Raw genomic sequence first — 25,108 nt, 5'->3', positions numbered from 1 at the left:
ATAGGCGCAAACGCCGCAGCACGGATACGCGCCGGGCTTACTGGACTGCATCTTGCAGGAACCTGTGCGTCAACCCGCGGAGGTGCCGCCCATGCACGGACGGAAAATGCCTGCGACCCTGCGCTTCATGCTGGCGTCCCGGCGCAGCGAGCTGCTCGGTCTGGAAGATCTGGCGCGCACCTGCGAACTGGTCACCCGCATCAGCCAGCTGGTGCACGCGCTGCAGAAAGAGCGCGGCTACTCGAACATCTACCTCAGCGGCAACGCCCCCCATCAGCGGCAGCAGCTGGACGTGCTCAGCCTGGAAGCCGAGGCGCTGGAGCGCGAGGTGCGCCTGGATCTGGATCGCATCGATCTGGATGCCGTCAGCACTGCGGACAAGACCCGCCTGTTCACTCGCATCGCCTATGCCCTGCACAGCCTCGACGAGCTGCCGGCGCTGCGCCGGCGCATCCGCGAGCACGCCATCAGCATGCAGGACGCCACGGCAACACTGGTGCGGCTGATCGGCGGGCTGCTGGCAGTGGTGTTCGAAGCGGCCGACACCGCCGCCGACCCGGACATCACCCGCTGCCTGGTGGCGCTATTCAATTTCATGCAGGGCAAGGAACTGGCCGGCCAGGAGCGCGCGCTCGGTGTGGTCGGCTTCGCCAGCGGCTATTTCCGCGCGGACATGCTGGAGCGTCTGGAGCACCTGCTCGAAGGCCAGGAGCGCTGCTTCGCCATCTTCAGCCGCTTCGCCAGCCCGGCAGCGCAGGCGCTATGGCAAGCGCTGTGCGCCAGCGAGACGAACATCAACGCCTGCCGCCTGCGTGACATCGCCCGCCGTACCAGCCCCGGCGCGGCGGTCGAACCGCAGCTGTGCGAGCTCTGGTTCGAGCTGCACACGCACCGCATCGACGCGATGAAGCAGGTCGAGACGCGTCTGGAGCAGGATCTGTTGCAACAGTGCCGGTACAGCATCGAGCGTATCCGCAAGGATCTGCAGAGCCATCGCAAGCTGCTCGACGGCATCGCCGACATGCACGCCGCCGCCGAGCAGGCCAAGCTGTTCAGTGTGCAGGCCAGCGATCTCGACGCGCCACCGCCGGACGGCATGACCGCGATGGTGGCGCGCTCGACCCTGGAACTCTTGCTAACCCAGAGCGTGCGCCTGCAGGGTCTCAATGAAGAATTGCGCGAGGCGCGTCAGGCGCTGGACGAGCGCAAACAGGTGGAGCGGGCCAAGCAGCAGCTGATGCGCCAGCAGGGCTTCTCCGAAGGCGAGGCCTACGGCTGGCTGCGTCAGGTGGCAATGAATCAGGGCCTGCGCCTGGAGGAGGTCGCCCAGCGCCTGCTGGCACTGGCACAGCCCGCCGAGCGCGCCCCGGCCCGCACCCTGGGCCAGCGCTCCAGGCACTGAAAACAGGCACGCCGCACCATCAGCACAGCATGCCTGCCCCGCGGATGTGCATGCGCCGCCAGTCCCGCAGGATCGCCAAGCGCAATTCATCTCGAGCAAGCCAATCACGGAACTGGTCGCGCTCTGTTTGCGCCCCGCCGCAAGTGCTTGATTCGATGGAAACCTCCCGGCGATTCGATGCCGCGGCAGCACCCGTTCCGCGCCACCTGAGCAGTTCTGGCACAGCTTTCGCAAAGCTCAGGCAAGGCCGGATCCTTCGGCTTTCACAACTCCTCATCAGGACAACGGTGTCCACGCTCTCCGGCTCCAGCCGGGCAGTGTGGCGCCGTTTTTTTTCGCCCAAAGGAAAACCCGACCATGACCGACAAGCCGAACAACGACCAGCCCAGCAGCGTAACGCTGGCCTCGCGCCGCAGCTTTCTCAAGCACTCGATCATTGCCGCCAGCGGCGTCGCCCTGTTCGGCGGCATGTCCCTGGGCATGCGTTCGGCCGCCTGGGCGGCGGGCGGGGATGTGGAGACGAGCAAGGCCAAGCTCGGCTTTATAGCCCTGACCGACGCCGCGCCGCTGTTCGTCGCCGCCGAGAAGGGCTTCTTCGCCAAATACGGGATGACCGAGGTCGAGGTACTCAAGCAGTCGTCCTGGGGCACCACCCGCGACAACCTGGTGCTCGGCTCGGCGAAGAACGGCATCGATGGCGCGCACATCCTCACGCCGATGCCCTACCTGATCAGCGCCGGCATCGTCACGCCGAACAACCAGCCGGTACCCATGTCGATCCTCGCGCGGCTGAACCTGTCCGGCCAGTGCATCTCGGTCGGCGAGGAATATCGCGACCTGAAGATCGGCCTCGACAGCACCCCGTTCAAGGCCGCGCTGGAGGCGAAGAAGGCCAGCGGCAAGAAAGTCAGCGCAGCGATGACCTTCCCCGGCGGCACCCATGACCTGTGGATGCGCTACTGGCTGGCGGCCGGCGGCATCGACCCGAATGCCGATATCAACACCATCGTCGTGCCGCCGGCGCAGATGGTCGCCAACATGAAGGTCGGCAGCATGGACACCTTCTGCGTATGCGAGCCGTGGAACGCCCAGCTGATCAACCAGAAGATCGGCTACACCGCCAACACCACCGGCGAGCTGTGGCACAACCACCCGGAAAAGGCCTTCGCCCTGCGCAGCGACTACGTGGCAACCAACCCCAACGCGGCCAAGGCGCTGACCATGGCGATCATGGAAGCCCAGCAGTTCTGCGAGAAGCCGGAGAACAAGGAGGAAGTGGCGAAGATCTGCTCGCAGCGCAAGTGGATCGGCGCGCCCTACAAGGACATCGTCGACCGCATGAAGGGCAACTTCGCCTACGGCACCGGCAAGGTCATCGAGAACCATCCCGAGCAGATGCGCTACTGGGACGACCACGCCTCCTACCCGTTCCAGAGCCACGACCTCTGGTTCCTCACCGAGAACAAGCGCTGGGGCTACCTGCCGGCCGACTTCGACAGCCAGGCGTTGATCGCCAAGGTCAACCGCGAAGACATCTGGCGTGCCGCCGCCGGCGAGCTGAACCTGCCCGCCGAGCTGATCCCGACCTCCACTTCCCGCGGGGTCGAGAAATTCTTCGACGGCAAGGTGTTCGACCCCGAGAACCCGCAAGCCTATCTGGACAACCTGACCATCAAGGCCATGGCCTGATAACCGCAACCCGCGAGGAAAAGCCCATGAATGCCAACGTCAAACTGCAGCCCGCCACCGCCGAGCCGGTATCCATCGTCCGCCCTTCCCGGCTCGCCGCACTGGCTCGGCGCAGCGGCCGCTACGCGGTGCAGCAGCTGGTGCCACCGCTGGTGATCCTGCTGCTGCTCGGCTTGATCTGGGAGATGCTCTGCTCCGGCGCAGACGCCGCGCTGCCGCCGCCCTCGCAGGTGGTCGCGGAAACCTGGGAGCTGATCATCGATCCGTTCTACGACAACGGCGGCAATGACGTGGGCCTGGCCTGGCAGCTGCTGGCGAGCCTGCAGCGGGTTGCGGTGGGTTATATGCTGGCGGTGGTCGCCGGGGTCGGCCTCGGCGTGCTGATCGGCCAGTCGGACTGGGCCATGCGCGGCCTCGACCCGATCTTCCAGGTGCTGCGCACCGTGCCGCCGCTAGCCTGGCTGCCGCTGTCGCTGGCGGGTTTCCAGGACAGCCACCCCTCGGCGCTGTTCGTCATCTTCATCACCGCGATCTGGCCGATCATCATCAATACCGCGGTGGGCATCCGCAACATCCCGCAGGACTACCGCAACGTCGCCCAGGTGCTGCAGCTCAACGGCTTCGAGTACTTCAAGACCATCATGCTGCCGGCCGCTGCGCCCTACATCTTCACCGGCCTGCGCATCGGCGTCGGCCTGTCGTGGCTGGCGATCATCGCCGCGGAAATGCTCATCGGCGGCGTCGGTATCGGCTTCTTCATCTGGGATGCGTGGAACGCATCGCGCATCAGCGACATCATCCTCGCGCTCGTCTACATCGGCGTGGTCGGCTTCGTGCTCGATCGCCTGGTGGCCTTCGTCGGCCAGCGCATCACCCGCGGCATTCCGGCCAACTGAGGAGCAACGCCATGAGCTATCTCTCCATCGAACACCTGGACAAGAGTTTCGTGCGCGGCAACCTTGCCTCGCAGGTGCTCAAGGACATCAACCTGAACATCGCCAAGGGCGAGTTCATCTCCATCATCGGTCACTCCGGTTGCGGCAAGTCGACGGTGCTGAACATCGTCGCCGGGCTGCTCGACCCCAGCCTCGGCGGCGTGATCCTCGACGGCAAGGAGGTCCGCGGCCCAGGCCCGGACCGCAGCATGGTGTTCCAGAACCACTCGCTGCTGCCCTGGCTGACCGTCTACGAGAACGTCGAAGTGGCAGTGAACAAGCTGTTCAAGCGCAGCATGAACAAGCGCGAACGGCGCGACTGGATCGAGCACAACCTGGCGCTGGTGAACATGGGCCACGCACTGAACAAGTATCCGCAGGAAATCTCCGGCGGCATGAAGCAGCGCGTCGGCATCGCCCGCGCGCTGGCGATGAAGCCCAAGGTGCTGTTGCTCGACGAACCGTTCGGCGCGCTGGATGCACTGACCCGCGCGCACCTGCAGGACGAGGTGATGAAGATCCAGAAGGACCTGGGCAACACCATGATGATGATCACCCACGACGTCGACGAGGCCGTGCTGCTCTCCGACCGCATCGTGATGATGACCAACGGCCCCTCGGCGACCATCGGCGAAATCCTCGAGGTGAAACTGCCGCGCCCGCGCGACCGCATCGCCCTGGCCGACGACCCGGAGTACAACCACTATCGCCGTGCGGTGCTGAGCTTCCTTCACGAGCGCCATCGCCTGCACTGAGCGAACGCGCCAACCGCCGCCGTCTCGTGCGCTGGCGGCGGTTCGGCGTATCCTTGCCGGCACTTCTGCTCAGCCGTCGCAAGGTCGCCATGCCCGTCTACGTCGAATCCGTCACCCAGCCCAGCCCGCAGGATTTAACCGATCTGGCGAAAATCTACGCCGACGCCCCCGAATGGCTGCTGACGCCCTATGCCAGCGCCGAAGCGCTGATCGAGGCGGCGCTGGCCGATGGCAGCCTGATCGCAGGCCGCTTCAATGACCGTCTGCTCGGCGCCGCCCTGCTGCGGCGCGGCGACGAAGCCTGGCGCCTGTCACACCTGTGCGTACGCAAGGTCACCCGCAAACGCGGCGTCGGCCGCCGGCTGCTGGAAGAAACCCAACGGCTGGCCAGTGAAGCCGGCAAGCCGTTGCGCCTTGCCGCACCCGCCGGTCATCTGGAAGCCAGCGCCCTGGCCGCGCGAACGCATCTGCCGCTGGATTCGCTCTAAGTCGCCCACGCGATATCCGCTGCGCCCTGCCTGATCCGCCGACGGGGCGCGCTTGCCGCCCCGCCGCGGCCATCTGTGGAACCCGCACCCGCAACGGCACTCCAACGCCGACCGCGTTCCCGACAAGTGCAGGCACGGGGCTATACTCGGCACTTTTCAGATCGTTCATCTACAAGGACTCGTCCATGAAATCGCTCGGCAAAATCCTGGGTCTGGTCTTTCTCGGGCTGTTGCTGATCGTCGTGGCGGCGGGCTTCGCCCTGACCCACCTATTCGATCCCAACGACTACAAGGACGAGATCCGCGACCTGGCACGCAGCAAGGCCGGCCTCGAACTGGACATCAAAGGTGACATCGGCTGGAGCCTGTTCCCCTGGCTCGGCCTGGAGCTGCACGAGACCACCCTGGCCAGCGCACAGACACCTGAGCAGCCGTTCGCCGACCTGCGCATGCTCGGCCTGTCGGTGCGGGTAATGCCGCTGCTGAGCCGCGAAGTGCAGATGAGCGACATCACCGTCAACGGCCTCAACCTGACCCTGAGCCGTGACGAACAGGGCCGTGGCAACTGGGAGGGCGTTGGCCAGCCGGCCAGGCAGGCCGAACAACCCGCGCCAGCCGCCGAGGCCAGCGAACCACCGGCCGAACCGGATGCAAGCCCCGCTTCGCGCAGCAAGCCACTGACCCTGGACATCGACAGCCTGACCGTCAGCGATGCCCGCGTTAACTACAGCGACGCCAAGACCGGCCAGCAGTACAGCGCCGAAAGCATCGAGCTCACGACCGGCGCGATCCGCGAAGGCAGCCCGATCCCGCTCAAGCTCAACGCCTTCTTCGGCAGCAACAAGCCGGTGATGCGCGCGCGCACCGAACTGCAGGGCGCGCTGCGTTTCGACAACCAGCTCAAGCGCTACCAGTTCGAAGACATGCGCCTGTCCGGCGAAGCTTCCGGCGAGCCGCTGCAAGGGCAGACACTGACCTTCAGCGCCCAGGGCCAGCTGCTGGTCGATCTCGCCGCGCAGATCGCCGAATGGAACAGCCTCAAGTTCACCGCCAACCAACTGCGCGGGCTGGGCGAGCTGAAGGCACGCGATCTGGACAAGGAACCGAAGATCAGCGGCGCGCTGAGCGTCGCGCAGTTCAACCTGCGTGAATTCCTTCAGGGCACCGGCCAGCAGCTGCCGGCCATGGCTGACGCTGCCGCACTGAGCAAGGCCGAACTGGTCAGTCGCCTGAGCGGTACGCCGAACAGCCTGGCGCTGGAAGAACTGACCCTGAAGCTCGACGACAGCACCTTCACCGGCCGCCTCGCCGTCAGTGACTTCTCCCGCCAGGCGCTGCGTGTCGACCTCAAGGGCGACCGCTTCAATCTGGATCGCTACCTGCCGCCGCCGAGCGAGGAGCAGGCGGCCGAGGCAGCGCGCAAGAGCGAGGTCAAGAGCACCCAGGCCAGCGCAATCGGCAGCGGCACCACACCACTGCCCAACGCGCCGACCCAGCAGGCCTGGAGCGAAGCTTCGGTGTTGCCGCTGGATCAGCTGCGCAAGCTCGACACCGAGGTCAGCCTGGCCATCGGCAGCCTGACCGCAATGAAGATCCCGCTGGACGGCTTCAACCTCAAGGCTCGTACCCGCAACGGCCTGCTGACCCTTCAGGAAGTGCGCGGCGGGCTGTATGGCGGACGCCTGGATGGCTCGGCCAGCCTCGACGTACGCCCGGCACTGCCATTGCTGACCGTGCAGAACCGTTTCAATGGCGTACCGGTCGAGCGCCTGCTGGAAAGCCAGGGCGAGGACGTCGTGGTCAAGGGGCTGCTCAACCTGGATGCCGACCTGCGCACCCAGGGCAACAGCGAGAAGGCCTGGATCGACAACCTCAACGGCAAGGTCGGCTTCATCATCGACAACGGCGTGCTGGTCGATGCCAACCTCGAGCAGCAGCTGTGCCGCGCCATCGCCACGCTCAATCGCAAGCCGCTCGCCAGCGACCCACGCAGCAAGGACACGCCGTTCCGCGAACTCAAAGGCAACCTGACGCTGCGCAACGGCGTGGCCAGCAACCCCGACCTCAAGGCCAGCATTCCGGGCCTGACCGTCAACGGTAACGGCGATGTCGATCTGCGCGTACTGGGCATGGACTACCGCGTCGGCATCGTCATCGAAGGAGACAAGGGCGCCATGCCGGACCCGGCCTGCCAGGTCAACGAGCGCTACGTCGGCATCGAATGGCCGCTGCGCTGCCGCGGCCCGCTGGAGCTGGGCGCCAAGGCCTGCCGCTTCGACAACGACGCCCTGGGCAAGGTCGCAGCGCGGCTGGCCGGCGAGAAGCTCAACGAGAAGATCGAAGAGAAGCTCGGCGACAAGGTCAGCCCCGAGCTCAAGGACGCGCTCAAAGGCCTGTTCAACCGATGAGCCCCGAGCAGTTCGGCGCGGCGGTCCTCGACTGGTTCGACCGCCACGGCCGCAAGGATCTGCCCTGGCAGCAGGGCATCACGCCGTATCGGGTGTGGGTGTCTGAAATCATGCTGCAGCAGACCCAGGTCAGCACCGTGCTCGGCTATTTCGACCGTTTCATGGATGCGCTGCCCAGCGTCGAGGCGCTCGCCGCCGCTGAGGAAGATGAAGTCCTGCACCTGTGGACCGGCCTCGGGTACTACAGCCGCGCACGCAATCTGCACAAGACCGCCAAGCTGATCGTCGCCGAACATGGCGGCGTTTTTCCGGCCGACGTCGACAAGCTCGCCGAACTGCCTGGAATTGGTCGCTCCACGGCCGGCGCCATTGCCAGCATCAGCCTGGGCCTGCGCGCGCCGATCCTCGACGGCAACGTCAAGCGCGTGCTGGCCCGCTACGTTGCGCAGGATGGCTATCCCGGCGAGCCGAAGGTGGCCCGCCAGCTGTGGGAGGTGGCCGAGCGTTTCACCCCGCAGCAGCGCGTCAACCATTACACCCAGGCGATGATGGATCTCGGCGCCACGCTGTGCACCCGCAGCCGCCCGAGCTGCCTGCTCTGTCCACTCAAGGACGGCTGCCGCGCCCATCTGCTCGGGCGCGAAACCGACTTCCCGGTGCCCAAGCCACGCAAGGCGCTGCCGCAAAAGCGTACTCTAATGCCGTTGCTGGCCAATCGCGACGGCGCCATCCTGCTCTATCGGCGCCCGTCGACGGGCCTGTGGGGCGGGCTCTGGAGCCTGCCGGAACTGGACGACCTCGCGGCCCTCGACCCATTGGCCGCGCGGCATGCCCTGCAGCTCGAGGAGCGCTGCGAGCTGCAGGGGCTGACCCACACGTTCAGCCATTTTCAGCTGGCCATCGAGCCCTGGCTGATCAGGGTCAAGTCCGCGCCCGACGCCGTGGCCGAGGCCGACTGGCTCTGGTATAACCTCGCCACCCCGCCGCGCCTCGGCCTTGCCGCGCCAGTAAAGACACTGCTCAAGCGCGCCGCAGCTGAATTGAATGCAGGAGAAACCTCATGACCCGCACCGTGAACTGCCGCAAGTACAACGAAGAACTCCCCGGCCTCGAGCGCCCGCCGTTTCCAGGCCAGAAAGGCGAGGACATCTACAACAACATTTCCAAACAGGCCTGGGACGACTGGCAGAAGCACCAGACCATGCTGATCAACGAACGCCGGCTGAACATGATGAACGCCGAAGACCGCAAGTTCCTTCAGGGCGAGATGGACAAGTTCTTCTCCGGCGAAGATTACGCCAAGGCCGAAGGCTACGTGCCGCCGAGCGAATGACCGTCGGCTGCGCTAAGCGCCCGTCCGGATTAAATATTTTTCCGGACCACGCTTGACAGGTAAAAGCCAAATCCGTCTAATAGCGCCCCGTTGCCCAGGTAGCTCAGTCGGTAGAGCAGGGGATTGAAAATCCCCGTGTCGGCGGTTCGATTCCGTCCCTGGGCACCATCTATTAATTTCAGGTGGTGCCAAAACCACCCGAAAGCCCACAAGAAGCCCGCCTAGTGCGGGTTTTTTGTTGTCTGCACTTCCCTACCCTTCCCTTGTAAGCCCAAACAATTGTGCGTAGATTCGTGAGTAGAGCCGGTTCGGTCTAAAAATCTACTCACAGCGACACAATGGGGCGCCCGAATGGCGCGGCTTGCGAGGGAATTGCAATGGCCTTATCCGATACCACCATCCGCACCGCCAAGCCGAAGGAAAAGATCTACCGGCTGACGGACGCCAACGGGTTATGCCTGGAAGTGGCGCCGACCGGCTCCAAGCTGTGGCGCTATCGCTACCGCTTCGACGGCAAGGCAAAGATGCTGGCGCTTGGCACCTATCCTGCCGTCACGCTCCAGAAAGCCCGCCAGAAGCGCGACGAGGCACGCCAGCTGCTAACCGAGGGCACCGACCCCGGCGAGCAGAGAAAAGCCGCCAGACAAGCGCAGCGGGCCGATGGCGTGACATTCGAGACGCTGGCGCGGGAGTGGTATGCCTACAACGCGCCACGCTGGGCCGAAAGCACCGCCTACAAAGCCAAGCTGTATTTGGAAAATGACCTGATACCCGGCATCGGTGCCCGCCCGGTCAAAGCCATCACCCGCCCCGATCTGGTCGAGCTGGTGCGCAAGGTCGAAGCGCGGGGCACGCTGAATGCCGCTGGCAAGATTCGCCAATGGCTACACCAGATATTCCGCTTCGGTCTGGCCAGTGGCGTAGTCGAAACCAACCCCGCCACCGATCTGGACGTGGTAGCCGCACCGCCAAAAGCGACCCGCCATCATCCTCACGTTGCCTTTGCCGAACTGCCCGAGTTGCTGGGCAAGATCGACACGACCAACATCAACACCCTAACCCGCTGCGCCATTCGTTTGCTGGTGCTGACAGCCGTTCGCCCTGGTGAGCTGAGACAGGCGCCGTGGTCGGAGTTCGATCTGGACGGCGCCACCTGGACCATTCCGAAAGCGCGCATGAAAGCCCGCCGTCCACATGTAGTGCCCCTGCCCCGCCAAGCCGTTGCCATCCTGCGCCAGCTCAAGGAAATCACGGGCGATTACCCGCTAGTGTTTGCAGGCCAGCAAAACCCCGACCGGCCAATGAGCGAGAACACCATTAATAAGGCGCTGCGCCTGATGGGCTACGAAGGGCGCCAGACCGGCCACGGCTTCCGTCACTTGCTGAGCACCGAACTAAACGGGCGCGGCTATAACCGCGACTGGATCGAACGCCAGCTAGCACACGGCGACAACGACGAAATCCGCGACACTTACAACCATGCAACCTATCTGGAGCAGCGCCGGGAAATGATGCAAGCCTGGGCCGATTCGACAGACGCGCAATGCGGCGGCGCCAACGTGGTGAGTATCAAGCGCAAGGCTTAAGAGTTTTGGCTGGCCTAGCTCGACGGAGCGAAAAGCGGATTTCCCACCCGCCTGGCCAGCCGATTGATTCAGGAAGTGGGGCGCCTGGGAGGGCGAATAATGGATAAGGTCTATCGACTATTAGACTGGCTTGACTCTGCACAAGTTATAGATTGGTTAGAAGCTCTGACCGGAACACCTTTCACGCCTAGCCTGTTAAGAGCAATTTGCTTGGCTGAGAAGTGCCCCGTATACCTGGACTGCCGAGGCCTAGAAGGTTTTATCAAAAGCGATGAGCCTGGTATTGGCTACCCAGTGAGCGGGACTGGCTACAGCAGAATTTTACAACCAGCAGTTTTGAAACCGCTGACTCTCAGTGACGACGAAAAGGGACAGCCTCTTTTGTATGTTGCTCCGACTCAGTGGATAGAACTTGAAGGTCCAGTAGTTACTCGATGCGCCGCCGGAGCAAAAGAACACTTATCTCAACATTGGAGCGCGCTGCCACCCAACTCTCATATCGTTCACTTTAAGACCACAGATATTGAGTCTCTGTCGGACAAGATGAACGGTGGCACTAAACTCCCCGCCGAGGCGGAAAACCTGCGTAAGCAGTTGGAGCTAGAAAGCGCGGGGCGATATGTAGCGGAAGGCGAGATACTTGACCTCCGAGACGAACTCGGTGCGGAGCGTGAAGCAAGGCTGTCGGCTGAGAGACGAGCGAAGAAAGCCGAAGCTGCTGCCGCCAAGTTGCGGCAAGAGATGGAAGCCACCTATCACGCACAAAAAGCCGATGAGGAATACAGGGCAGGTGAAGCGTACCGAAACCACTTGGCCACCGGACTGACGGAACCGTCAGCCGATCCGGTCAACGGATTGCAGTTTCCCTACAGCACAAAGGAGCTGGAGGCCATGCGTAAAGTGGCCTCAGAGCACTGGGCTAACCTAACACCTGATAAACGCCAGCCAACTCAACTTTCAATACAGAAAGCGCTATGCGACGCCTTGGGCCTAAAAATGGACAAGAACGGCGATCCACCACGCAAAACGAAAGCGCTTGCGACTGCTATCAGGCCAGACTCATGGCCGGACACAACAGGGTGACAGGGCGACTGGACACCAAGTCACCCCTAGCTGTCACCCCCACCCCACCCCGCAGCATTGCAGCCATCGCTCCCCACATAACCCAAGGAGACACTAGCGATGGCAATGCAAACTACTCCCACCGCAGCACCCCGCCGCTTTATCAAGCTGGCCAAGGTGAAGGACTACACCAGCCTTTCCACATCCGAAATTTACCGGCGCATTGCTGCCGGAACCTTCCCGAAACAGGTAAAGCTGGGGCCGAAATCAAGCTGTTTCGTCGAATCGGAAGTATTGGCCTGGTGCGATCAGATGGCCTCACAGCGCGAGGTGGCCTGAAATGAAAAAGGCCACCCGTTCCGAAGAACTGAGCAGCCAGTCGCAAGGCCAGCATAACACCTCCCCCACCTTGCTGGCGTCCGTGCTGGCGTACCTGATTTTCGATGGATCGCTGAACAAGTACGAAGCCGCCAAGCAGTTGGGCGACTGGAGTTTGCACAGCACCATTTCCGATCTGGCGAACAAGTACGGGCTGAGCATCAAGCGCACCCCGGAGAAGGTTTCGCACGCTCGCAATCCCGTCACCCGCTACAGCATCACCGAAGGCCACCGCCGCCACGCCCGTGACGTTCTGGTGAGACTGGAGCAGCGCAAGAAGGGGGCCGAATGATGATTACCTTCCCCACCCTTGCCAGCCAGCACCAGCGGCGCTATGGTTCGCCGCAGGTCGCAGCCAAGTCTGCGACTCAGGGCGTGAGAACCCTTCTGGAAAACTTGGCGCACATGCGCCCCCATACCATTGCAGGCGCATTTTTTGTGCCCGCAATGTCGCTTTATGGCGGGCCGTGCTGGGCAGGCTTTGGCCTGGCCGGGTTCCAAGTTTCCCGGTTTCTCACCCCGGCACGGTCTGCCACCCTTACCCGTGAGAAGGTAGGTGGCAGCTCCTCAATAAAACTTGGAGCACCACCCATGAAAACCACCCGCAATCCGTCCACCCATGCCGCCGCCTGGAAGGCCCGCGCCTTCGCTGCGCTGCGTTCTGATTCGTCCCTGTCCGTCCGCCTGCGCCGCTACAACGAAGCGATGGCCCGCGCCCGTTCCCTGGAAACCGTAGGGGGTGTGCAATGAGTACTCGCATCGCCGATATGGCCAGCATCGCAGACGACGCAATCGAGCAGGTCCGTTACGCGAAGGAGCACGCCCGCTGGCTTGCCGCGCTGATGACTGCGATTCACCGGGAGCTTGAGCCAAGCCCCGCCCTGCTGGAGGCACGCGCAAGCCGTGTGCAGGATTTGGCCAGCTTGGGGCAGTACCTGGCCGACGATCTGGCTAACTACATGGATTGCCGCGCCAGTGAGCTGCAAGAGAAGGCCGACGCCGTAGGGGGTGCCCAATGAGCGCCGTCTGCTGGAGTCACCTGCTGCCCGATCCTTTGCGCATGGGCCGTCTGTCCACTGATGATCTGGACGCCATCGAGCGCACAGCTGAATGCGAGGCGCTGACCGTGGCGCACGGCATTTCCGCTATCGGTGAGCTGCTGGCCTGGACTGCCGACGCTGGCGAGCTGGATAAAGATGTAGCCCGCAACATCGGCTGGCTTATCAACTCGCTGGGCACGCTATCCGGCAGGCTCGTGGACGTTGCGAACGGCGCCGAGTACGAGCTGGAGCGCCGCAAGGCCAACGCACCCCACCCGACCGCAGAGGGCTAGCACGATGACCATTCAAAACGGCGTCCATACGCCGAGGGGACCGGCTTGTCTGGAGAAAGCCGAACTGGCCTTCCGCGACGCGCTGCAAGCCACGTTCGGGCCGCTGGATTGGCTACCTGTAGCAGACGGCACCATTCACCGTTTCCGCGTGCCAGACGACAAGCCCGGATCGCTCAACGGCTGGTACGTCCTACACCTGGACGGCATCGCATCGGGTGCGTTCGGCAGCTGGAAGGCGGGAGGCTCAAGCACCTGGAGCAGCCGCAAACCAGCCGACCCGATGGAAACCGAATTGATCCGCCAGCGCATCGAGCAGGCACGCCACCAGCGCGAAGCGGAGCAGCACCAGCGCCAGCAAGCCGCAGCCATCGAGGCGCAACGGCTATGGAACACCAGCGCCCCGGCTGACCCGCGACACCCATACCTGAGCGCCAAGGGCTGCAATTCCCATGGGCTGCGCCAGCGTGGCGAAGTCCTGTTGGTTCCGCTCTACCTATGGCGCGTGCTGGTCAACCTGCAACGCATCGCAGCGGACGGCGACAAGCGGTTTCTGTCTGGTGGCCGGGTGAAGGGTTGCTATTCACCAATCGGCACACTGGAGCCAGGCCAGCCGCTGTACATCTGCGAAGGTTGGGCAACTGGCGCCACTATCCACGAAGCCAAAGGCGCCGCCGTCGCCTGCGCAATGAATGCGGGCAATCTGCTGGAAGTCGGGCGCCACCTACAGCGGCACTACCCGGACAGCACTTTGATTATCGCGGGTGACGATGACCGCCAGACCGAGGGCAACCCCGGACGCACCGCAGCCACCCAAGCCGCCGCCGCGCTGGAATGTGGGCTGGTCCTGCCGCCCTGGAGCGGAGCCGAGCCGCCGAGCCTTTCCGACTTCAACGACCTGCGCCAATGGCGGGAGGCGAATCAATGAGCAACCTTGCCGAACTGATCCCCGAACCCGTACCGGCACCCGACCCGATCGCGGACGCACTCGCCAGGAGCAAGCAAGATCCCGGAGCGATCTTCGAACCCGAAGTGCTGGCCCTGCTGCGCCAGGTGAGAGACGCCGACCCTGCTCGCTGGGCACGCGTTCGTCACGCGGTGAAGGAAGCCAAGACGGTAAGCATGGTCGACTTGGACAAGCTGACCAGCCCAGCCAACGAAGCTGCCGGGGGCACCGATGAGCTATTCCCCGAGGTCACGCTATGGCCTGATCTAGTGGACGTTGCCGAGCTGCTGGAAGCATTGGCCGCGATCATTCGCCGCCATGTGATAGCCGACCCGGCCACCGTTCACGCCGCTGCGCTGTGGACCGCTTTTACATGGTTTGTGGACGTGGTGAACGTGGCACCGATTGCCAACATCACCGCCCCGGAGAAGCGTTGCGGCAAGACGGTAATGCTTGGCGTGCTGGCACGTCTAGCCTGCCGCTCGCTGGCCGTCTCCAACATCGCCCCGGCTGCGTTGTTCCGCGCCCTGGAGCTGTGGACGCCAACCCTGTTGATTGACGAGGTGGACGCCTTCTTGGCCGAACACGAGGAAGCACGAGGCATACTCAATGCCGGGTTTACGCGTGACTCCGCTTTCGTGATTCGCTGCGTTGGCGATGACCACATGCCCACCCGGTTCAATGTGTGGGGCGCAAAGGCGCTATGCGGTATCGGGAAGATTGCCGACACCCTGTCCGACCGGAGCATTCAGCTACGCCTGCGCCGCAAGCTACCGGGGGAGCGTACGGTAAAGATTCGTCACGCCGACCCCGCCGCCTTCGCCGAGCTTGTGAGCAAGCTGGCACGCTTCGCTATCGACAACCGAGAGGCCGTCCGCACAGCCAGACCCGCCGAAGTGGACGGCCTGAATGACCGCGCCAACGACTGCTGGGAACCGCTGCTAGCCGTCGCGGAAGTGGCCGGGGGCAACTGGCCGCGCATAGCCCGTAATGCTGCCGCGACACTTCACGGCCTGGAGGAAGACACCCCCAGCATCGGCGCGGAGTTGCTGGCTTCGATCCGCGACGCTTTCGACACCCGCCGCGCCGAGCGTCTGGCGACCGCCGATCTATTGGAGGCACTGGCCGAAGATGAGGAAGCGCCGTGGGCTGCGTGGAACCGAGGCAAACCCATGACACCGCACCAGCTTTCCAAGCGACTTTCTGAGTTTGGGATCAAGCCGAGCACCCACCGCATCGGCTACAAGGTTGCCAAGGGTTACAAGCGGGAGCAGTTCACCGAAGCGTTCAAACGGTATCTGTCCGCTGACACCCCCGCGACAGCCGTAACACCGTCACAAGCCAGCAACCACGCGGCTTACAGCGGTTTTAAAGGCGTAACGCAAGCGCCCATCGTTACGGATAAAAACAGGCTGAAAGCAAGCAATGGCGCGGCTTGTGACGATGTTACGGACAAAGACAGGGTACAGACCGAAGACAACGCGGAGTACTTCGGATAATGGCCGCCCTGGACCACCTGCGCCGGGCTGGTCTGACTGTCGAGAGCGTGGCCGACCGGCTGCGCGTCTCGCCGGTTGATCGCATCACCGACCCCATGCGCCAGTTCATAAGGGAGCACGTTACCGAGCTGCTGGCCGAACTGAGCGCGGCCAATGACTCGACACACCCACCAGCGGCACCAGCCCCAACCGAGCAGTCCGCCACCTACCCGACCCGGCACGTTCTCACAGCCGCCACCGCTTCGCCTGAATGGCGCCAGAGCCGTGACCAGTACATAAGCCACCTAATGGCCTGTCGCGCCTGCTACGCCCCGACAGCCCGTTACTGCGCTGCTGGTGCCGAGCTGCGCGCGCAATACGACCGAACGCCAATGGAGCCGAACCCATGAACGCCAGCCAGATTCGAGCACTCGCCAACATAGCCGACAAGCCAGACGCCAGCGTGAGTGCGCAACTGATCGCCACGCGCCGGATATGTCGCCTTTTTTGTCATGAGCGCGCAACGATCCACCAAGAGCGCCGCGCATTGAGACGCAAAGCGGCGAAGCTGAAAGCCTTTCTGCCATTCACTGCCGCAGCCGTTGCAGACCTGGAGCAGCAAGCCAGCGACCATCTAGCCGAATCGCTGGAAGGTATGAACCGGGCGCTGATCGGCATAGGCCGCGCCGTCATTCTGCAAAGCGCCAGCACCACGGCGGCACTTGGCTTCGACCGGCTGTGCGATCTGCTGAGCGTGAACCCGGCGCATCGAGCGCAAGCGATCCGCGACGGTGACACCAACATAGCAGCGCTGGTCTTTATTGCCTGCCTGGAGGACAGCGCAACAGAGCGCGGCTTAGTCTGGGGCGATGGCTGGCCGCTGTATCAAGCCTGCCTGCTGGCAATGGCTGACTTCATCCGCAACGCACCAGAGGACGCGCTACCCGATCCGTTCGCACCCGGCGCACCCTTCGGACCGAAGCTGCCGCCCGTGCTGCGCGTGGTCTGATCGCCAGCGCCACGGACGGCGCTACCCCCTCCCCCCTTTGGGTCCTTCCCCACCCCACCCCCATCACGGGTGATTCGGGCCCCGCCCTTTCGCTTCATACGGATTTTTTGGGGCTGCCCCCGCTTCCGGTTCCGCTTTCCCCCGAAAGCCCCGCCAGCACGCCGCAGCGGCCACCAGCAATGCGGAAACGCCCTGGCACCAGTTGGCCTATCACCCGGCACCAGCGCCCGGCCTGCGAAGCCTGGAGCGTGACAACGAAACAACAACCAACCCGCCAGCCAGCGCCGTATATAGCGAACGATCACGGCACGAAATACCCGCACCCGTGCCGCCCTACCGAAAGGACCCGGTGCGGGGAGGGGTGGGTTGAAAGTTCATCGCTTTGCTTTCCCGAACGATAGAGGGAGCTACATTCTTGTTTCCCCAAAATTCGCATTTCCCGCATGACCCGATAAGACGACCGTGGCAGCGGTTCGCAATGTTCGCGCTATTGGTTCGCAGTCCTGGTGCGCAAGCTGGTACGCAAGCTGGTACGCACGGAAAGCACGCATTTTTCACGCGCACTTTCCACGCAGCACCCCGTTTCGGGGAATCAACCCCATGAAAGCCGGTTTAGTGACCAGTACGCGCACGCACGCGAGGCAGGAAGGGTGATATCAGGGTGAGGCGAACGGCAAGATTACGGCAAGGTTAGTGCAAGGGTGACCGGTCAGTGACCATTCGCGGTGACCAGTCGCAGCGGTAGGACGGGACGAGATTAGGGCGAGGTAACCCCAAGATCACCGCAAGGCGATACGGTAAGGTCACGGTAAGGGTAACGGGGCGATTACGGGGAGGAACCCCAAGGTTGCCCCAAGGGGGAGACTGAAAAACAATCAATGGATTTCAGGCACCCCGGCACGGTTTCCAAAGTAGACAGGTTTAGATTCCAATCCCCTGACAGCAGGCCGGAGCACGCTAAGAAAACACCAAGGCACAACAGCGACCAGAAACCCCAAAACAGGGGCAGCAAAAGAAAAAGCGGGTAGATTTGTGCGTAGATAATTTACCGCACACTACCGAAAGCCTTATATAGCGCCACTTTCAGCGCACGGTTCGGTTCCGTCCCTGGCACCACTAATACCGAAAAACCCCAAGCGAAATTAACCTCCTTGGGGTTTTTTATTGCCTGCGATTTGTGCCAGCGGCGCGCTGCGCTCCAGCCCCGCCTTCCGGAATGGCTTGACGGCATTCACACGGAAGCATCCTCCCAGCATCGCTGGCATCCTGTGATCTTCCGCAAGCCGCTCACCGGCTGAAGCTCGGATACCGAGCGGCAGCCACGCCACGCCACGCGGGACAACCGCAAGCCACGCATGCACGGCCAGGCCTTATCACTTCATCGCTCCGACTTCATTCTGCGCTAGGCTGCTGCTAACTGGGCGGGCCAGAGCCGGATGTTGCCCGGCCGCGTGAACTGCCAAGGAATGCCGCACAGCGCAAGGAGCCGAACGGTGCACAGGATTCTCTCGATTCTGCTGATATGGCTGTTGTCGAACGCCGCCCCGGCCGGCGCGGCGCAGTGGCGTTTCGTGACCGAAGACTTCCCGCCGTTCACCTATCCGGCTGACGCCCCGGCCAGCGAAACCGCAGGCGTTGGTGCGGCCGGCCCGTTTGTAGAGGTGGTACATGCGATCTGCGCACGCTTGCAGCACCAATGCACGATCACCCTGTATCCCTGGCAGCGCGCATTCCGCCTGGCCGAACAGGGACAGGTGGACGGAATATTCACACTGACACCTTCACCGCAGCGCGAGCAGATGTTCCACATCAGCCGGATGCTGGTCACTTCTCGCTACAGTGTTTTCGCCCAGGCCGAGAGCAGCTTCGTCTTCAACCAACCAGGTGATGTGGCGGGCCGGCTGGTTGGCGTCTATGGCCCATCCGGCACCTCTTACGTGCTGTCCGAGCGCCTCAAGTCGGTGCCCGACGTACGCCTGCACCTGACTACCGACAATCGCCGACTGCTGCGCATGCTGCAGTCCGGGCGCTTCGGTGTGGACGGCCTGGCGGTGCTCAATCAGGATGTTGCCTGGCACCTGATCGAGGAAGAGCGACTTGCCGATGTGCGCGAGGCTGGCGAAATGGGCCCGATCAGCTATGGCATCGGTCTTTCGCGCAAGACGGTGAGCGCGGCACAGTTCGAAGCGTTCGAGCAGGCGCTGGACGCGGCAATAGCCGATGGCACGGTGCCAAAGATCCTGCGCCGGCATCAACTCGAAGCCGCCTTCTGAGCGTTAAGCGCGCCATGGCAAGGCGGCGGTTCGGCGTATTTCTCGGCATGCGTGATCGGCCGCCATTTCGTCAACGCTGACGGTTCATCTGAGACCTGGCGCCGATCAGGGCAGCGACCGGCCTGCTACCCTCGCCCGCCCCGAACCGCATGGATGCCCTCATGCTGCGCTACCTGCTTGCCGCCCTGCTCATAACTGCCATGCCTGCCTCTGCCGAATCATTCGACTGCCGGGTGATCGGCATCGCCGATGGCAACACCTTCAGCTGCCGGACCAACGTGGGTGAACGGTTCAGGGTCCGGCTGGCGGAAATCGACACCCCGGAGCTCAAGCAACCCTACGGCAGCCAGGCCCGGCAAGCGCTCTCCGACCACATCTTCGGCAAGAACGTGACGCTCGTAGTCAAGGGCCGCGATGACCTGGGACGGACCCTGGCGAGAGTCGGCGTTGGCAACATCGACGTCAATTCGGAGATGGTCAGGTCTGGCGCAGCCTGGGCGTATCGCGGTCACCTTGACGACCGCTCGCTGCTCGGTCTGGAGGCGGTCGCCCGGGAGTTCCGGCGCGGCCTGTGGTCATTGCACAAGACCGAACAGCAACCGCCATGGGAATGGCGCGAGCAGATGCGCAAGAGCCGCTAGCCCGGCCCGCAGGCTCAGCCCTGTGGGTAACGGGCGGAGCGGCCATAACCGGCGGAAAACAGCCAAAGCTTAATGAAAGTAATTTACATTTAGTTTACATTCGCGCTCCCTGAACAAATCCAACACCGGGAGCTTTCACGTGTTTCGCAGAACCAGCCTGTGCTTGTCTATCTCTCTTGCATCCCTTTCCCTCTCGTCCCTGCCGGCCAATGCGGCAGATGAAGCGACGGAGCTCGAAGCAGTCACGATCAGTGCGACACGGGCCAGAAGCGAAGCGGGCAAGACGCCACAGAAAATCACGGTGATCAGCCGCGAGCAAATCGAGCAGCAACTGGCGATCACCTCGGACCATGGCGCGATCCTGAGCAACCTGATCCCCTCGTACTCGCCAAGCCGGCAGAAGATGAGCAGCGCCGGCGAGACCTTTCGCGGCCGCTCGGCACTGATCCTCATCGACGGCGTGCCACAGTCCACGCCGCTTCGGGACAGCCAGCGCGACGGTTATGTGATCGACCTGTCGATGGTCGAGCGCATCGAAGTCATCCATGGCGCCAGTGCCGAGCACGGCCTGGGCGCTACCGGCGGCATCATCAACTATGTCACCCGCCGTCCTGAAAGCGGCGAGCTGCGTCAGCACGCGGGCGTCAGCTTCACCGCGCCGGGCGACTACGAGTCCGAGGGACTGGGCTACAAGCTCGATTACCGGGTGGAAGGCACCCAGGGTGACCTCGATTACCTCGCCGCCGCCAGTTGGCAGACCCAGGGCATGTTCTACGATGCCAACGGCGATCTGATCGGCGTCGACGACACCCAGGGCGACGTGATGGATTCGACCGGCACCGATCTGCTGCTCAAGCTCGGTTACTGGCTGGACGACAATCAGAACATCGGTTTGATGGTCAATCGCTACGAAGTCGAAGGCGAACACGAGTACGTCAACGTGCCGGGTGACGCCGACGCGGAGATACCCGCGACCTCGCGCAAGGGCGACCCGCAGGGCAAGGCACCGCAGAATGAAGTACTCGCGACCAGCCTGTCCTACAAGCATGCCGATCTGTATGGCAACGAGCTGGGCCTGCAGCTCTATACCCAGCGATTCCGCGGCCGCTTCGGTGGCGGCACCAATGCCACCTTCCAGGACCCCAGCATCGCGCCGGCGGGAACGCTGTTCGATCAGTCGCAGAACGAGTCGGACAAGATCGGCGGCAAGCTGACGATCAGCCGCGATGGCATGCTCGACAACCGTCTGATGCTCACCGGCGGACTCGATGTGCTGCAGGACACCACCAGCCAGCAGCTGATTCTCACTGATCGGGAATGGGTGCCAGAAACGGTGTTCCGCAACTATGCGCCGTTCCTCCAGGCCGAGATCCGCGCGCTCGACCAGCTGACCTTGCATGCCGGTGTGCGGCATGAGTTCGCCGATCTCGACGTCGACAGCTTCCGCACCATTGCCTCGACCAAACCGGTGGGTAGCGTCGATGTGGAAGGCGGCAACCCGACGTTCGAGGAAACGCTCTACAACGCCGGCCTGGTCTGGCAGATGAATGACTGGGCGCAACTGTTCGCCAACTACTCGGAAGGATTCGGCATGCCGGATGTCGGTCGCGTGCTGCGGGGCATCGGCACGCCGGGCACCAGCGTCGACAACTTCCTCGACCTGCAACCGGTGGTTACTGAAAACCGCGAGATCGGCCTTCGCCTGAATCACGGGCCGTTCGACGCGGAGATCAGTTACTACGAGTCGGATGCCGACCTCGGCTCGCGTCTGGACAGCGTGGGCGGGGTCTATCAGGTTCGCCGCGAGCGCACCGAAATCGATGGCATCGAGTTCACCGGCGGCTGGCAGATCAACAAGGCGCACCGCCTGAAGCTGATGTATGCCCAGGTCAACGGCCAGTCCGACACAGACGACGACGGCAAGGTCGATACCGACCTCGATGGCGCGAACATCTCGCCGGATCGTTACGGCATCAGCTGGCAGGCTAACTGGAACGACAAGCTGCACAGCCTGCTGCAGGCCAACCACTATGCCAGCCGGGGCTTTGACCAGCCGGGCCTGGATTTCGACGGCTACACCCTGGTCGATGCCTCGCTCGGTTATCGCCTGCCGGTCGGCGAAGCCCGCCTGGGGATCGAGAACCTGTTCAACGAGGACTATCTGACCTATTACTCGCAGGCCGCCAACACCGGCGCACCCGCAACCCGCAATGGCCGCGTCTTCAATGGTCGTGGACGGACGTTCACCCTTGGCTATCAGGTCAGCTTCTAAGACATGCACTCAGCGGCCAATCAGGGGCGGCAACAGCACCAAATGGACTGGCGCCACCACGCCAGTCTCGCGCTGCGGGTTCTTGCGGGCATCGGCGGCGGCTTCGCCTGTACCGTAGCGCTGGCTTCGGCCAGCGCCCGGTTGTTGGTGCAGCTAATCGGGCTGGCCGGTCACGAGGCGGTGCTGATCGCCTGCATGCTGGGTTTCGTCATCTACCTCGGCCTGCTGCTCTGGGCGTTCGTCGAACCACGGCTGTGGCGTCTCTGCCTGCTATTGCTGCTAGGCATCGCCAGCGACCTGGCGCTGCAGTTCGGCCCGCTGGCAGCGCGGCCGCTTATCGCTGGTGCAGGTTGACGATGCCCGGGAACGGATTTCGTGCTTCGCTGAGCTGGCTGCACACCTGGGCCGGCGTGCTGCTCGGCGGCCTGCTGCTGGCGGTTTTCTGGTCCGGCAGCCTGGTGGTCTTCGATCGCGAGATCGACCGCTGGATGCTGCCTTCGACGCGGCTCGGCTCACCACCTGTCGACCTTTCCCTGGATCGCCTGGTCGTGCCGCATGCCCAGCGGCTGGCCGGCACGGCGGCGCGCTGGAGCATCACTCTGCCCAGCGAGCGCACACCGGTCATCCAGTTGGAGTTCCCGAATGCCGAGGGCGTATCGACGCGCCGCTTCATCGATCCTGCCAGCGGCGAGCTGCTACCGGACCATGGCAGCTGGGCAGCCACCGGGTTCCTCTTTCCGTTCCACTACAGCCTGCATCTGCGCTGGCGCAATGTCGGCTACTGGCTGCTGGGCATCGCCGGCATGGGCATGCTGCTGTTGCTGATGTCCGGCGTGGTGATCCATCGCAAGATTATTCGCGAGTTCTTCACCTTCAGGCCGCACAAGAGCACGCAACGCGCCACGCTGGATCTGCACAACCTGACCGGCGTCGTCGCATTGCCGTTTCATTTTCTGATCAGCCTATCCGGTCTGATCATCTTCTTTGCCATCTACTTTCCGACGGTCATCGAACGAATCTACCCAGGCAATCCGGCTGCCTTCAGCACCGAGGCATTCGGCAACTACACACGGCAGGCATCCACCGAGCCCGCGACGCTGGCCTCACTGGACGCCATGCGCGACCGTGCACGCGGAGCCTGGGGTGATGAGCCCTACATGCTGCGGATATGGCATCCCGGAGACGCCCAGGCATACGTGGAGGTTCGCCGCAGCTTTGCCCGCGAGGTGACCATGAACGTCGATCGCATGACCTTTGACGGCAGCAGTGGAGCCCTCCTGCTCGATCACCGGACCGGGCCGGTGGCCGCCATCCAGCGATTCTTCAGCGGCCTGCATTTCGTTCAGTTCGAACACTGGACGCTGCGCTGGCTGTATTTTCTGGGCGGGTTGTCCGGCTGGATAATGATCGCCACCGGCCTGCTGTTCTGGACCGGCGCCCGCCGCGCCCGACATCAGCGGCACGGGCATACCGGCGCGCACCTGCTGGACGCGATCTGTGTTTGCAGCTGCAGCGGTCTGATCCTCGCCACGCTTGGCTTCTTCATCGCCAATCGCGCGTTGCCGACCGACGTTGGCCGCTTCGAGATAGACCGCGCCGCCCTCGAAGGCTGGGCGTTCTTTCTGATCTGGGCGTCGACTCTGGTCCATGCGCTGATCCGTGGCGCGGGTGCCTGGCACGGACAATTGCTGGCCATCGGCGTCGCCGCACCGGCAGCGGTGCTGCTGAACTGGCTGACCACGGGCGATCATCTGCTGCACAGCCTCCAGCAAGGGCGCTATGCGGTTGCCGGCATGGATCTGTTGCTCATGTTGCTGGCGCTTCTGACGCTGGCTGCAGCACGACGCCTGAACCGGCGCATTACCAATGCCTGAAGTCACGCAGTTGGGCGTCTTTATCCTGTGTTACCTGGCGTTCGCCCAGCTCGCGCTGCTGCAGCAATCTCATCGCCAGAAGGTCTGGCGATCAGCTGCACCTGCGCCCGCACGCGAGCGATGGCTACGCCGAAGCGTCGCCGCGATTTCCTTCGCCGGCGCGCCCACGGCCCTGATGACGGTGGAGGGGCCAGGCTTTGCTGTACTGCTCTGGTTCTTGCTGATGGCGGCCGCCGCTATAGCGGTCAGCCTTACCCTCACCTGGCGACCGGGCTTGCTGCGCGGGCTACCCTGATTCGGGGGTCGCGCCGCGGACGGCGACACGCTAGCCTGCAAGGGCGTGGAGCGTATTGCCGCTCTGCCGATCGCCTGGAGCTTGCAGCATGCCCACTCGATGGATTGCGATAGTCGTCGGCCTGGCACTCATGGGCAATTGCCAGGCCGATGAGCTGCGCTTCGTAACCGAGGACTTCCCGCCGTTCAGCTATGCCACGACGGCCACCGGCACCGAGGACCGTGCAGCCGGGCCTTTCGTCGAGATCGTTGCAGCCGTCTGCGCGCGACTTCGGATCGACTGTCCGGTGCAGCTGCTGCCCTGGCGACGCGCACTGGCGCTGGCCGAGGACGGTGAAGCGCAGGGGATCTTCACAGTGATCCGCTCACCGGATCGCGAGCGCGCGTTTCACCTCACTCGCATGCTGGTCACCTCCCGCTATGGGGTCTATGCGCGTTCGGCGAGCCGCTTCGTCTTCCATCGCCCCGAGGACCTGGCCGGACGCAGCGTCGCCGTGTACGGGCCCTCCGGAACCTCCTTCGTGCTCGGCCAGCATCTGGCCGAGGTCGGCGACGTGACGCTGATCCTGGAGGCGGATAACCGGCGGCTGCTGCGCATGCTGGAGGCCGGCAGGTTCGGCGAACAGGGCGTCGCCGTGGTCAATCAGGACGTCGCCTGGCACCTGATCGATCATGAAAGGCATTCCGACATTCACGAGGCGGGTGAGCTGCAACGAGTTTCCTACGCGATCGGCCTTTCCCGCGCCGCGGTCGGCGAAGCCGAATTCGAACGTTTCAACGACGCGCTCGAAGCGCTGATCGCCGACGGCAGCGTTGCGGCCATTCTGCGGCGCCATGGCCTGGAGCCCGCGTTCTAGCACCGGCACTATAGATCAATCGACACCCAACCCATCTTTTCGCTGAATCATTCGGTGCTTCGGGCCGTCTACCCCAGAGGCAGCGTTCGGGCTCTCCG

The 25,108-nt window shown here is 63.5% G+C and carries 26 protein-coding genes and 1 tRNA gene; all 27 read left to right on the top strand.

Annotation, left to right across the window (positions count from 1 at the left end; all coding sequences use genetic code 11):
* The first annotated feature begins 91 nt into the window (after positions 1-91).
* Positions 92-1,402 (top strand): nitrate regulatory protein, encoded by a 1,311-nt coding sequence (locus tag LW136_RS00820; RefSeq protein ID WP_234174444.1) that lies wholly within the window; start codon positions 92-94, stop codon positions 1,400-1,402.
* A 357-nt stretch (positions 1,403-1,759) separates the two neighbouring features.
* Complete coding sequence (locus LW136_RS00815) at positions 1,760-3,091, top strand: CmpA/NrtA family ABC transporter substrate-binding protein (protein WP_234174443.1); 1,332 nt, start codon at positions 1,760-1,762, stop codon at positions 3,089-3,091.
* 26 nt (positions 3,092-3,117) lie between these two features.
* The gene (gene ntrB, locus LW136_RS00810) at positions 3,118-3,987 is read left to right on the top strand and encodes a nitrate ABC transporter permease (protein ID WP_041015038.1); all 870 of its coding nucleotides are present in this window, start codon (positions 3,118-3,120) and stop codon (positions 3,985-3,987) included.
* An 11-nt stretch (positions 3,988-3,998) separates the two neighbouring features.
* Complete coding sequence (locus tag LW136_RS00805; protein ID WP_003296263.1) at positions 3,999-4,781, top strand: ABC transporter ATP-binding protein; 783 nt, start codon at positions 3,999-4,001, stop codon at positions 4,779-4,781.
* An 89-nt stretch (positions 4,782-4,870) separates the two neighbouring features.
* Entirely contained in the window at positions 4,871-5,269 is a 399-nt protein-coding gene (panM, locus tag LW136_RS00800) for an aspartate 1-decarboxylase autocleavage activator PanM (RefSeq protein WP_041015118.1), read from the top strand.
* 185 nt (positions 5,270-5,454) lie between these two features.
* A complete protein-coding gene (locus LW136_RS00795) occupies positions 5,455-7,677 on the top strand; it encodes an AsmA family protein (RefSeq protein WP_234174442.1) in 2,223 nt (740 codons plus the stop codon).
* Entirely contained in the window at positions 7,674-8,741 is a 1,068-nt protein-coding gene (mutY, locus tag LW136_RS00790) for an A/G-specific adenine glycosylase (protein ID WP_042927514.1), read from the top strand. The genes LW136_RS00795 and mutY overlap by 4 nt, the downstream gene beginning before the upstream one ends.
* Positions 8,738-9,010: an oxidative damage protection protein gene (locus LW136_RS00785; protein ID WP_003280779.1), complete on the top strand. Its 273-nt coding sequence runs from the start codon at positions 8,738-8,740 to the stop codon at positions 9,008-9,010. Before mutY ends, LW136_RS00785 begins: the two co-directional genes overlap by 4 nt.
* Before the next feature lie 92 nt (positions 9,011-9,102).
* Positions 9,103-9,178, top strand: a tRNA-Phe gene (locus tag LW136_RS00780).
* A 209-nt stretch (positions 9,179-9,387) separates the two neighbouring features.
* Positions 9,388-10,596: a tyrosine-type recombinase/integrase gene (locus tag LW136_RS00775; protein WP_234174441.1), complete on the top strand. Its 1,209-nt coding sequence runs from the start codon at positions 9,388-9,390 to the stop codon at positions 10,594-10,596.
* 99 nt (positions 10,597-10,695) lie between these two features.
* Positions 10,696-11,679, top strand: a complete 984-nt coding sequence (locus tag LW136_RS00770; RefSeq protein WP_234174440.1) for a hypothetical protein — start codon at positions 10,696-10,698, stop codon at positions 11,677-11,679.
* Positions 11,680-11,778: 99 nt separating this feature from the next.
* The gene (locus LW136_RS00765) at positions 11,779-11,997 is read left to right on the top strand and encodes a helix-turn-helix transcriptional regulator (RefSeq protein WP_234174439.1); all 219 of its coding nucleotides are present in this window, start codon (positions 11,779-11,781) and stop codon (positions 11,995-11,997) included.
* A 1-nt stretch (position 11,998) separates the two neighbouring features.
* On the top strand, positions 11,999-12,328 hold the full coding sequence (locus tag LW136_RS00760) for a hypothetical protein (RefSeq protein ID WP_234174438.1): 330 nt from the start codon (positions 11,999-12,001) through the stop codon (positions 12,326-12,328).
* The gene (locus LW136_RS00755) at positions 12,325-12,786 is read left to right on the top strand and encodes a hypothetical protein (RefSeq protein WP_234175302.1); all 462 of its coding nucleotides are present in this window, start codon (positions 12,325-12,327) and stop codon (positions 12,784-12,786) included. The genes LW136_RS00760 and LW136_RS00755 overlap by 4 nt, the downstream gene beginning before the upstream one ends.
* The gene (locus LW136_RS00750) at positions 12,783-13,055 is read left to right on the top strand and encodes a hypothetical protein (protein ID WP_234174437.1); all 273 of its coding nucleotides are present in this window, start codon (positions 12,783-12,785) and stop codon (positions 13,053-13,055) included. Before LW136_RS00755 ends, LW136_RS00750 begins: the two co-directional genes overlap by 4 nt.
* Positions 13,052-13,369, top strand: a complete 318-nt coding sequence (locus LW136_RS00745) for a hypothetical protein (protein WP_234174436.1) — start codon at positions 13,052-13,054, stop codon at positions 13,367-13,369. Before LW136_RS00750 ends, LW136_RS00745 begins: the two co-directional genes overlap by 4 nt.
* A gap of 4 nt (positions 13,370-13,373) precedes the next feature.
* Positions 13,374-14,294 carry a toprim domain-containing protein gene (locus tag LW136_RS00740; RefSeq protein ID WP_234174435.1) on the top strand — a complete coding sequence of 307 codons (921 nt, stop codon included), beginning with the start codon at positions 13,374-13,376 and terminating at the stop codon, positions 14,292-14,294.
* The gene (locus LW136_RS00735; RefSeq protein ID WP_234174434.1) at positions 14,291-15,811 is read left to right on the top strand and encodes a DUF3631 domain-containing protein; all 1,521 of its coding nucleotides are present in this window, start codon (positions 14,291-14,293) and stop codon (positions 15,809-15,811) included. The genes LW136_RS00740 and LW136_RS00735 overlap by 4 nt, the downstream gene beginning before the upstream one ends.
* Positions 15,811-16,200: a hypothetical protein gene (locus LW136_RS00730; protein WP_234174433.1), complete on the top strand. Its 390-nt coding sequence runs from the start codon at positions 15,811-15,813 to the stop codon at positions 16,198-16,200. The genes LW136_RS00735 and LW136_RS00730 overlap by 1 nt, the downstream gene beginning before the upstream one ends.
* Positions 16,197-16,799, top strand: coding sequence for a hypothetical protein (locus LW136_RS00725; protein ID WP_234174432.1), 603 nt, complete (start codon positions 16,197-16,199; stop codon positions 16,797-16,799). The genes LW136_RS00730 and LW136_RS00725 overlap by 4 nt, the downstream gene beginning before the upstream one ends.
* 1,493 nt (positions 16,800-18,292) lie before the next feature.
* A complete protein-coding gene (locus LW136_RS00720) occupies positions 18,293-19,072 on the top strand; it encodes a substrate-binding periplasmic protein (protein ID WP_023444032.1) in 780 nt (259 codons plus the stop codon).
* A 161-nt stretch (positions 19,073-19,233) separates the two neighbouring features.
* The gene (locus tag LW136_RS00715) at positions 19,234-19,713 is read left to right on the top strand and encodes a thermonuclease family protein (protein WP_234174430.1); all 480 of its coding nucleotides are present in this window, start codon (positions 19,234-19,236) and stop codon (positions 19,711-19,713) included.
* A gap of 163 nt (positions 19,714-19,876) precedes the next feature.
* Positions 19,877-21,985: a TonB-dependent receptor gene (locus LW136_RS00710; RefSeq protein ID WP_234174428.1), complete on the top strand. Its 2,109-nt coding sequence runs from the start codon at positions 19,877-19,879 to the stop codon at positions 21,983-21,985.
* Positions 21,986-22,027: 42 nt separating this feature from the next.
* Positions 22,028-22,339: a hypothetical protein gene (locus tag LW136_RS00705; RefSeq protein ID WP_045665971.1), complete on the top strand. Its 312-nt coding sequence runs from the start codon at positions 22,028-22,030 to the stop codon at positions 22,337-22,339.
* A gap of 2 nt (positions 22,340-22,341) precedes the next feature.
* The gene (locus LW136_RS00700) at positions 22,342-23,859 is read left to right on the top strand and encodes a PepSY-associated TM helix domain-containing protein (RefSeq protein ID WP_234174426.1); all 1,518 of its coding nucleotides are present in this window, start codon (positions 22,342-22,344) and stop codon (positions 23,857-23,859) included.
* Positions 23,852-24,154 carry a DUF3325 domain-containing protein gene (locus LW136_RS00695; protein ID WP_048512713.1) on the top strand — a complete coding sequence of 101 codons (303 nt, stop codon included), beginning with the start codon at positions 23,852-23,854 and terminating at the stop codon, positions 24,152-24,154. The genes LW136_RS00700 and LW136_RS00695 overlap by 8 nt, the downstream gene beginning before the upstream one ends.
* 88 nt (positions 24,155-24,242) lie before the next feature.
* Positions 24,243-25,010 carry a substrate-binding periplasmic protein gene (locus tag LW136_RS00690; RefSeq protein ID WP_234174425.1) on the top strand — a complete coding sequence of 256 codons (768 nt, stop codon included), beginning with the start codon at positions 24,243-24,245 and terminating at the stop codon, positions 25,008-25,010.
* Positions 25,011-25,108: the final 98 nt, after the last annotated feature.

The organism is Stutzerimonas kunmingensis (assembly GCF_021432085.1).
GTDB lineage: Bacteria > Pseudomonadota > Gammaproteobacteria > Pseudomonadales > Pseudomonadaceae > Stutzerimonas.
Note: the sequence above shows the minus strand (reverse complement) of the source record. Positions and strands in the feature narration are given on the sequence as shown.

Bases quoted from the DNA above. Each gene is read 5' to 3' on its own strand.
- LW136_RS00775 (WP_234174441.1), top strand. From the start codon at position 9,388: ATGGCCTTATCCGATACCACCATCCGCACCGCCAAGCCGAAGGAAAAG.
- LW136_RS00715 (WP_234174430.1), top strand. From the start codon at position 19,234: ATGCTGCGCTACCTGCTTGCCGCCCTGCTCATAACTGCCATGCCTGCC.
- LW136_RS00805 (WP_003296263.1), top strand. From the start codon at position 3,999: ATGAGCTATCTCTCCATCGAACACCTGGACAAGAGTTTCGTGCGCGGC.
- panM (WP_041015118.1), top strand. From the start codon at position 4,871: ATGCCCGTCTACGTCGAATCCGTCACCCAGCCCAGCCCGCAGGATTTA.
- LW136_RS00695 (WP_048512713.1), top strand. From the start codon at position 23,852: ATGCCTGAAGTCACGCAGTTGGGCGTCTTTATCCTGTGTTACCTGGCG.
- LW136_RS00760 (WP_234174438.1), top strand. From the start codon at position 11,999: ATGAAAAAGGCCACCCGTTCCGAAGAACTGAGCAGCCAGTCGCAAGGC.
- LW136_RS00820 (WP_234174444.1), top strand. From the start codon at position 92: ATGCACGGACGGAAAATGCCTGCGACCCTGCGCTTCATGCTGGCGTCC.
- LW136_RS00745 (WP_234174436.1), top strand. From the start codon at position 13,052: ATGAGCGCCGTCTGCTGGAGTCACCTGCTGCCCGATCCTTTGCGCATG.
- LW136_RS00795 (WP_234174442.1), top strand. From the start codon at position 5,455: ATGAAATCGCTCGGCAAAATCCTGGGTCTGGTCTTTCTCGGGCTGTTG.
- LW136_RS00730 (WP_234174433.1), top strand. From the start codon at position 15,811: ATGGCCGCCCTGGACCACCTGCGCCGGGCTGGTCTGACTGTCGAGAGC.
- LW136_RS00725 (WP_234174432.1), top strand. From the start codon at position 16,197: ATGAACGCCAGCCAGATTCGAGCACTCGCCAACATAGCCGACAAGCCA.
- LW136_RS00785 (WP_003280779.1), top strand. From the start codon at position 8,738: ATGACCCGCACCGTGAACTGCCGCAAGTACAACGAAGAACTCCCCGGC.
- LW136_RS00755 (WP_234175302.1), top strand. From the start codon at position 12,325: ATGATGATTACCTTCCCCACCCTTGCCAGCCAGCACCAGCGGCGCTAT.
- LW136_RS00765 (WP_234174439.1), top strand. From the start codon at position 11,779: ATGGCAATGCAAACTACTCCCACCGCAGCACCCCGCCGCTTTATCAAG.
- mutY (WP_042927514.1), top strand. From the start codon at position 7,674: ATGAGCCCCGAGCAGTTCGGCGCGGCGGTCCTCGACTGGTTCGACCGC.
- LW136_RS00700 (WP_234174426.1), top strand. From the start codon at position 22,342: ATGCCCGGGAACGGATTTCGTGCTTCGCTGAGCTGGCTGCACACCTGG.
- ntrB (WP_041015038.1), top strand. From the start codon at position 3,118: ATGAATGCCAACGTCAAACTGCAGCCCGCCACCGCCGAGCCGGTATCC.
- LW136_RS00690 (WP_234174425.1), top strand. From the start codon at position 24,243: ATGCCCACTCGATGGATTGCGATAGTCGTCGGCCTGGCACTCATGGGC.
- LW136_RS00705 (WP_045665971.1), top strand. From the start codon at position 22,028: ATGGACTGGCGCCACCACGCCAGTCTCGCGCTGCGGGTTCTTGCGGGC.
- LW136_RS00815 (WP_234174443.1), top strand. From the start codon at position 1,760: ATGACCGACAAGCCGAACAACGACCAGCCCAGCAGCGTAACGCTGGCC.
- LW136_RS00750 (WP_234174437.1), top strand. From the start codon at position 12,783: ATGAGTACTCGCATCGCCGATATGGCCAGCATCGCAGACGACGCAATC.
- LW136_RS00770 (WP_234174440.1), top strand. From the start codon at position 10,696: ATGGATAAGGTCTATCGACTATTAGACTGGCTTGACTCTGCACAAGTT.
- LW136_RS00735 (WP_234174434.1), top strand. From the start codon at position 14,291: ATGAGCAACCTTGCCGAACTGATCCCCGAACCCGTACCGGCACCCGAC.
- LW136_RS00740 (WP_234174435.1), top strand. From the start codon at position 13,374: ATGACCATTCAAAACGGCGTCCATACGCCGAGGGGACCGGCTTGTCTG.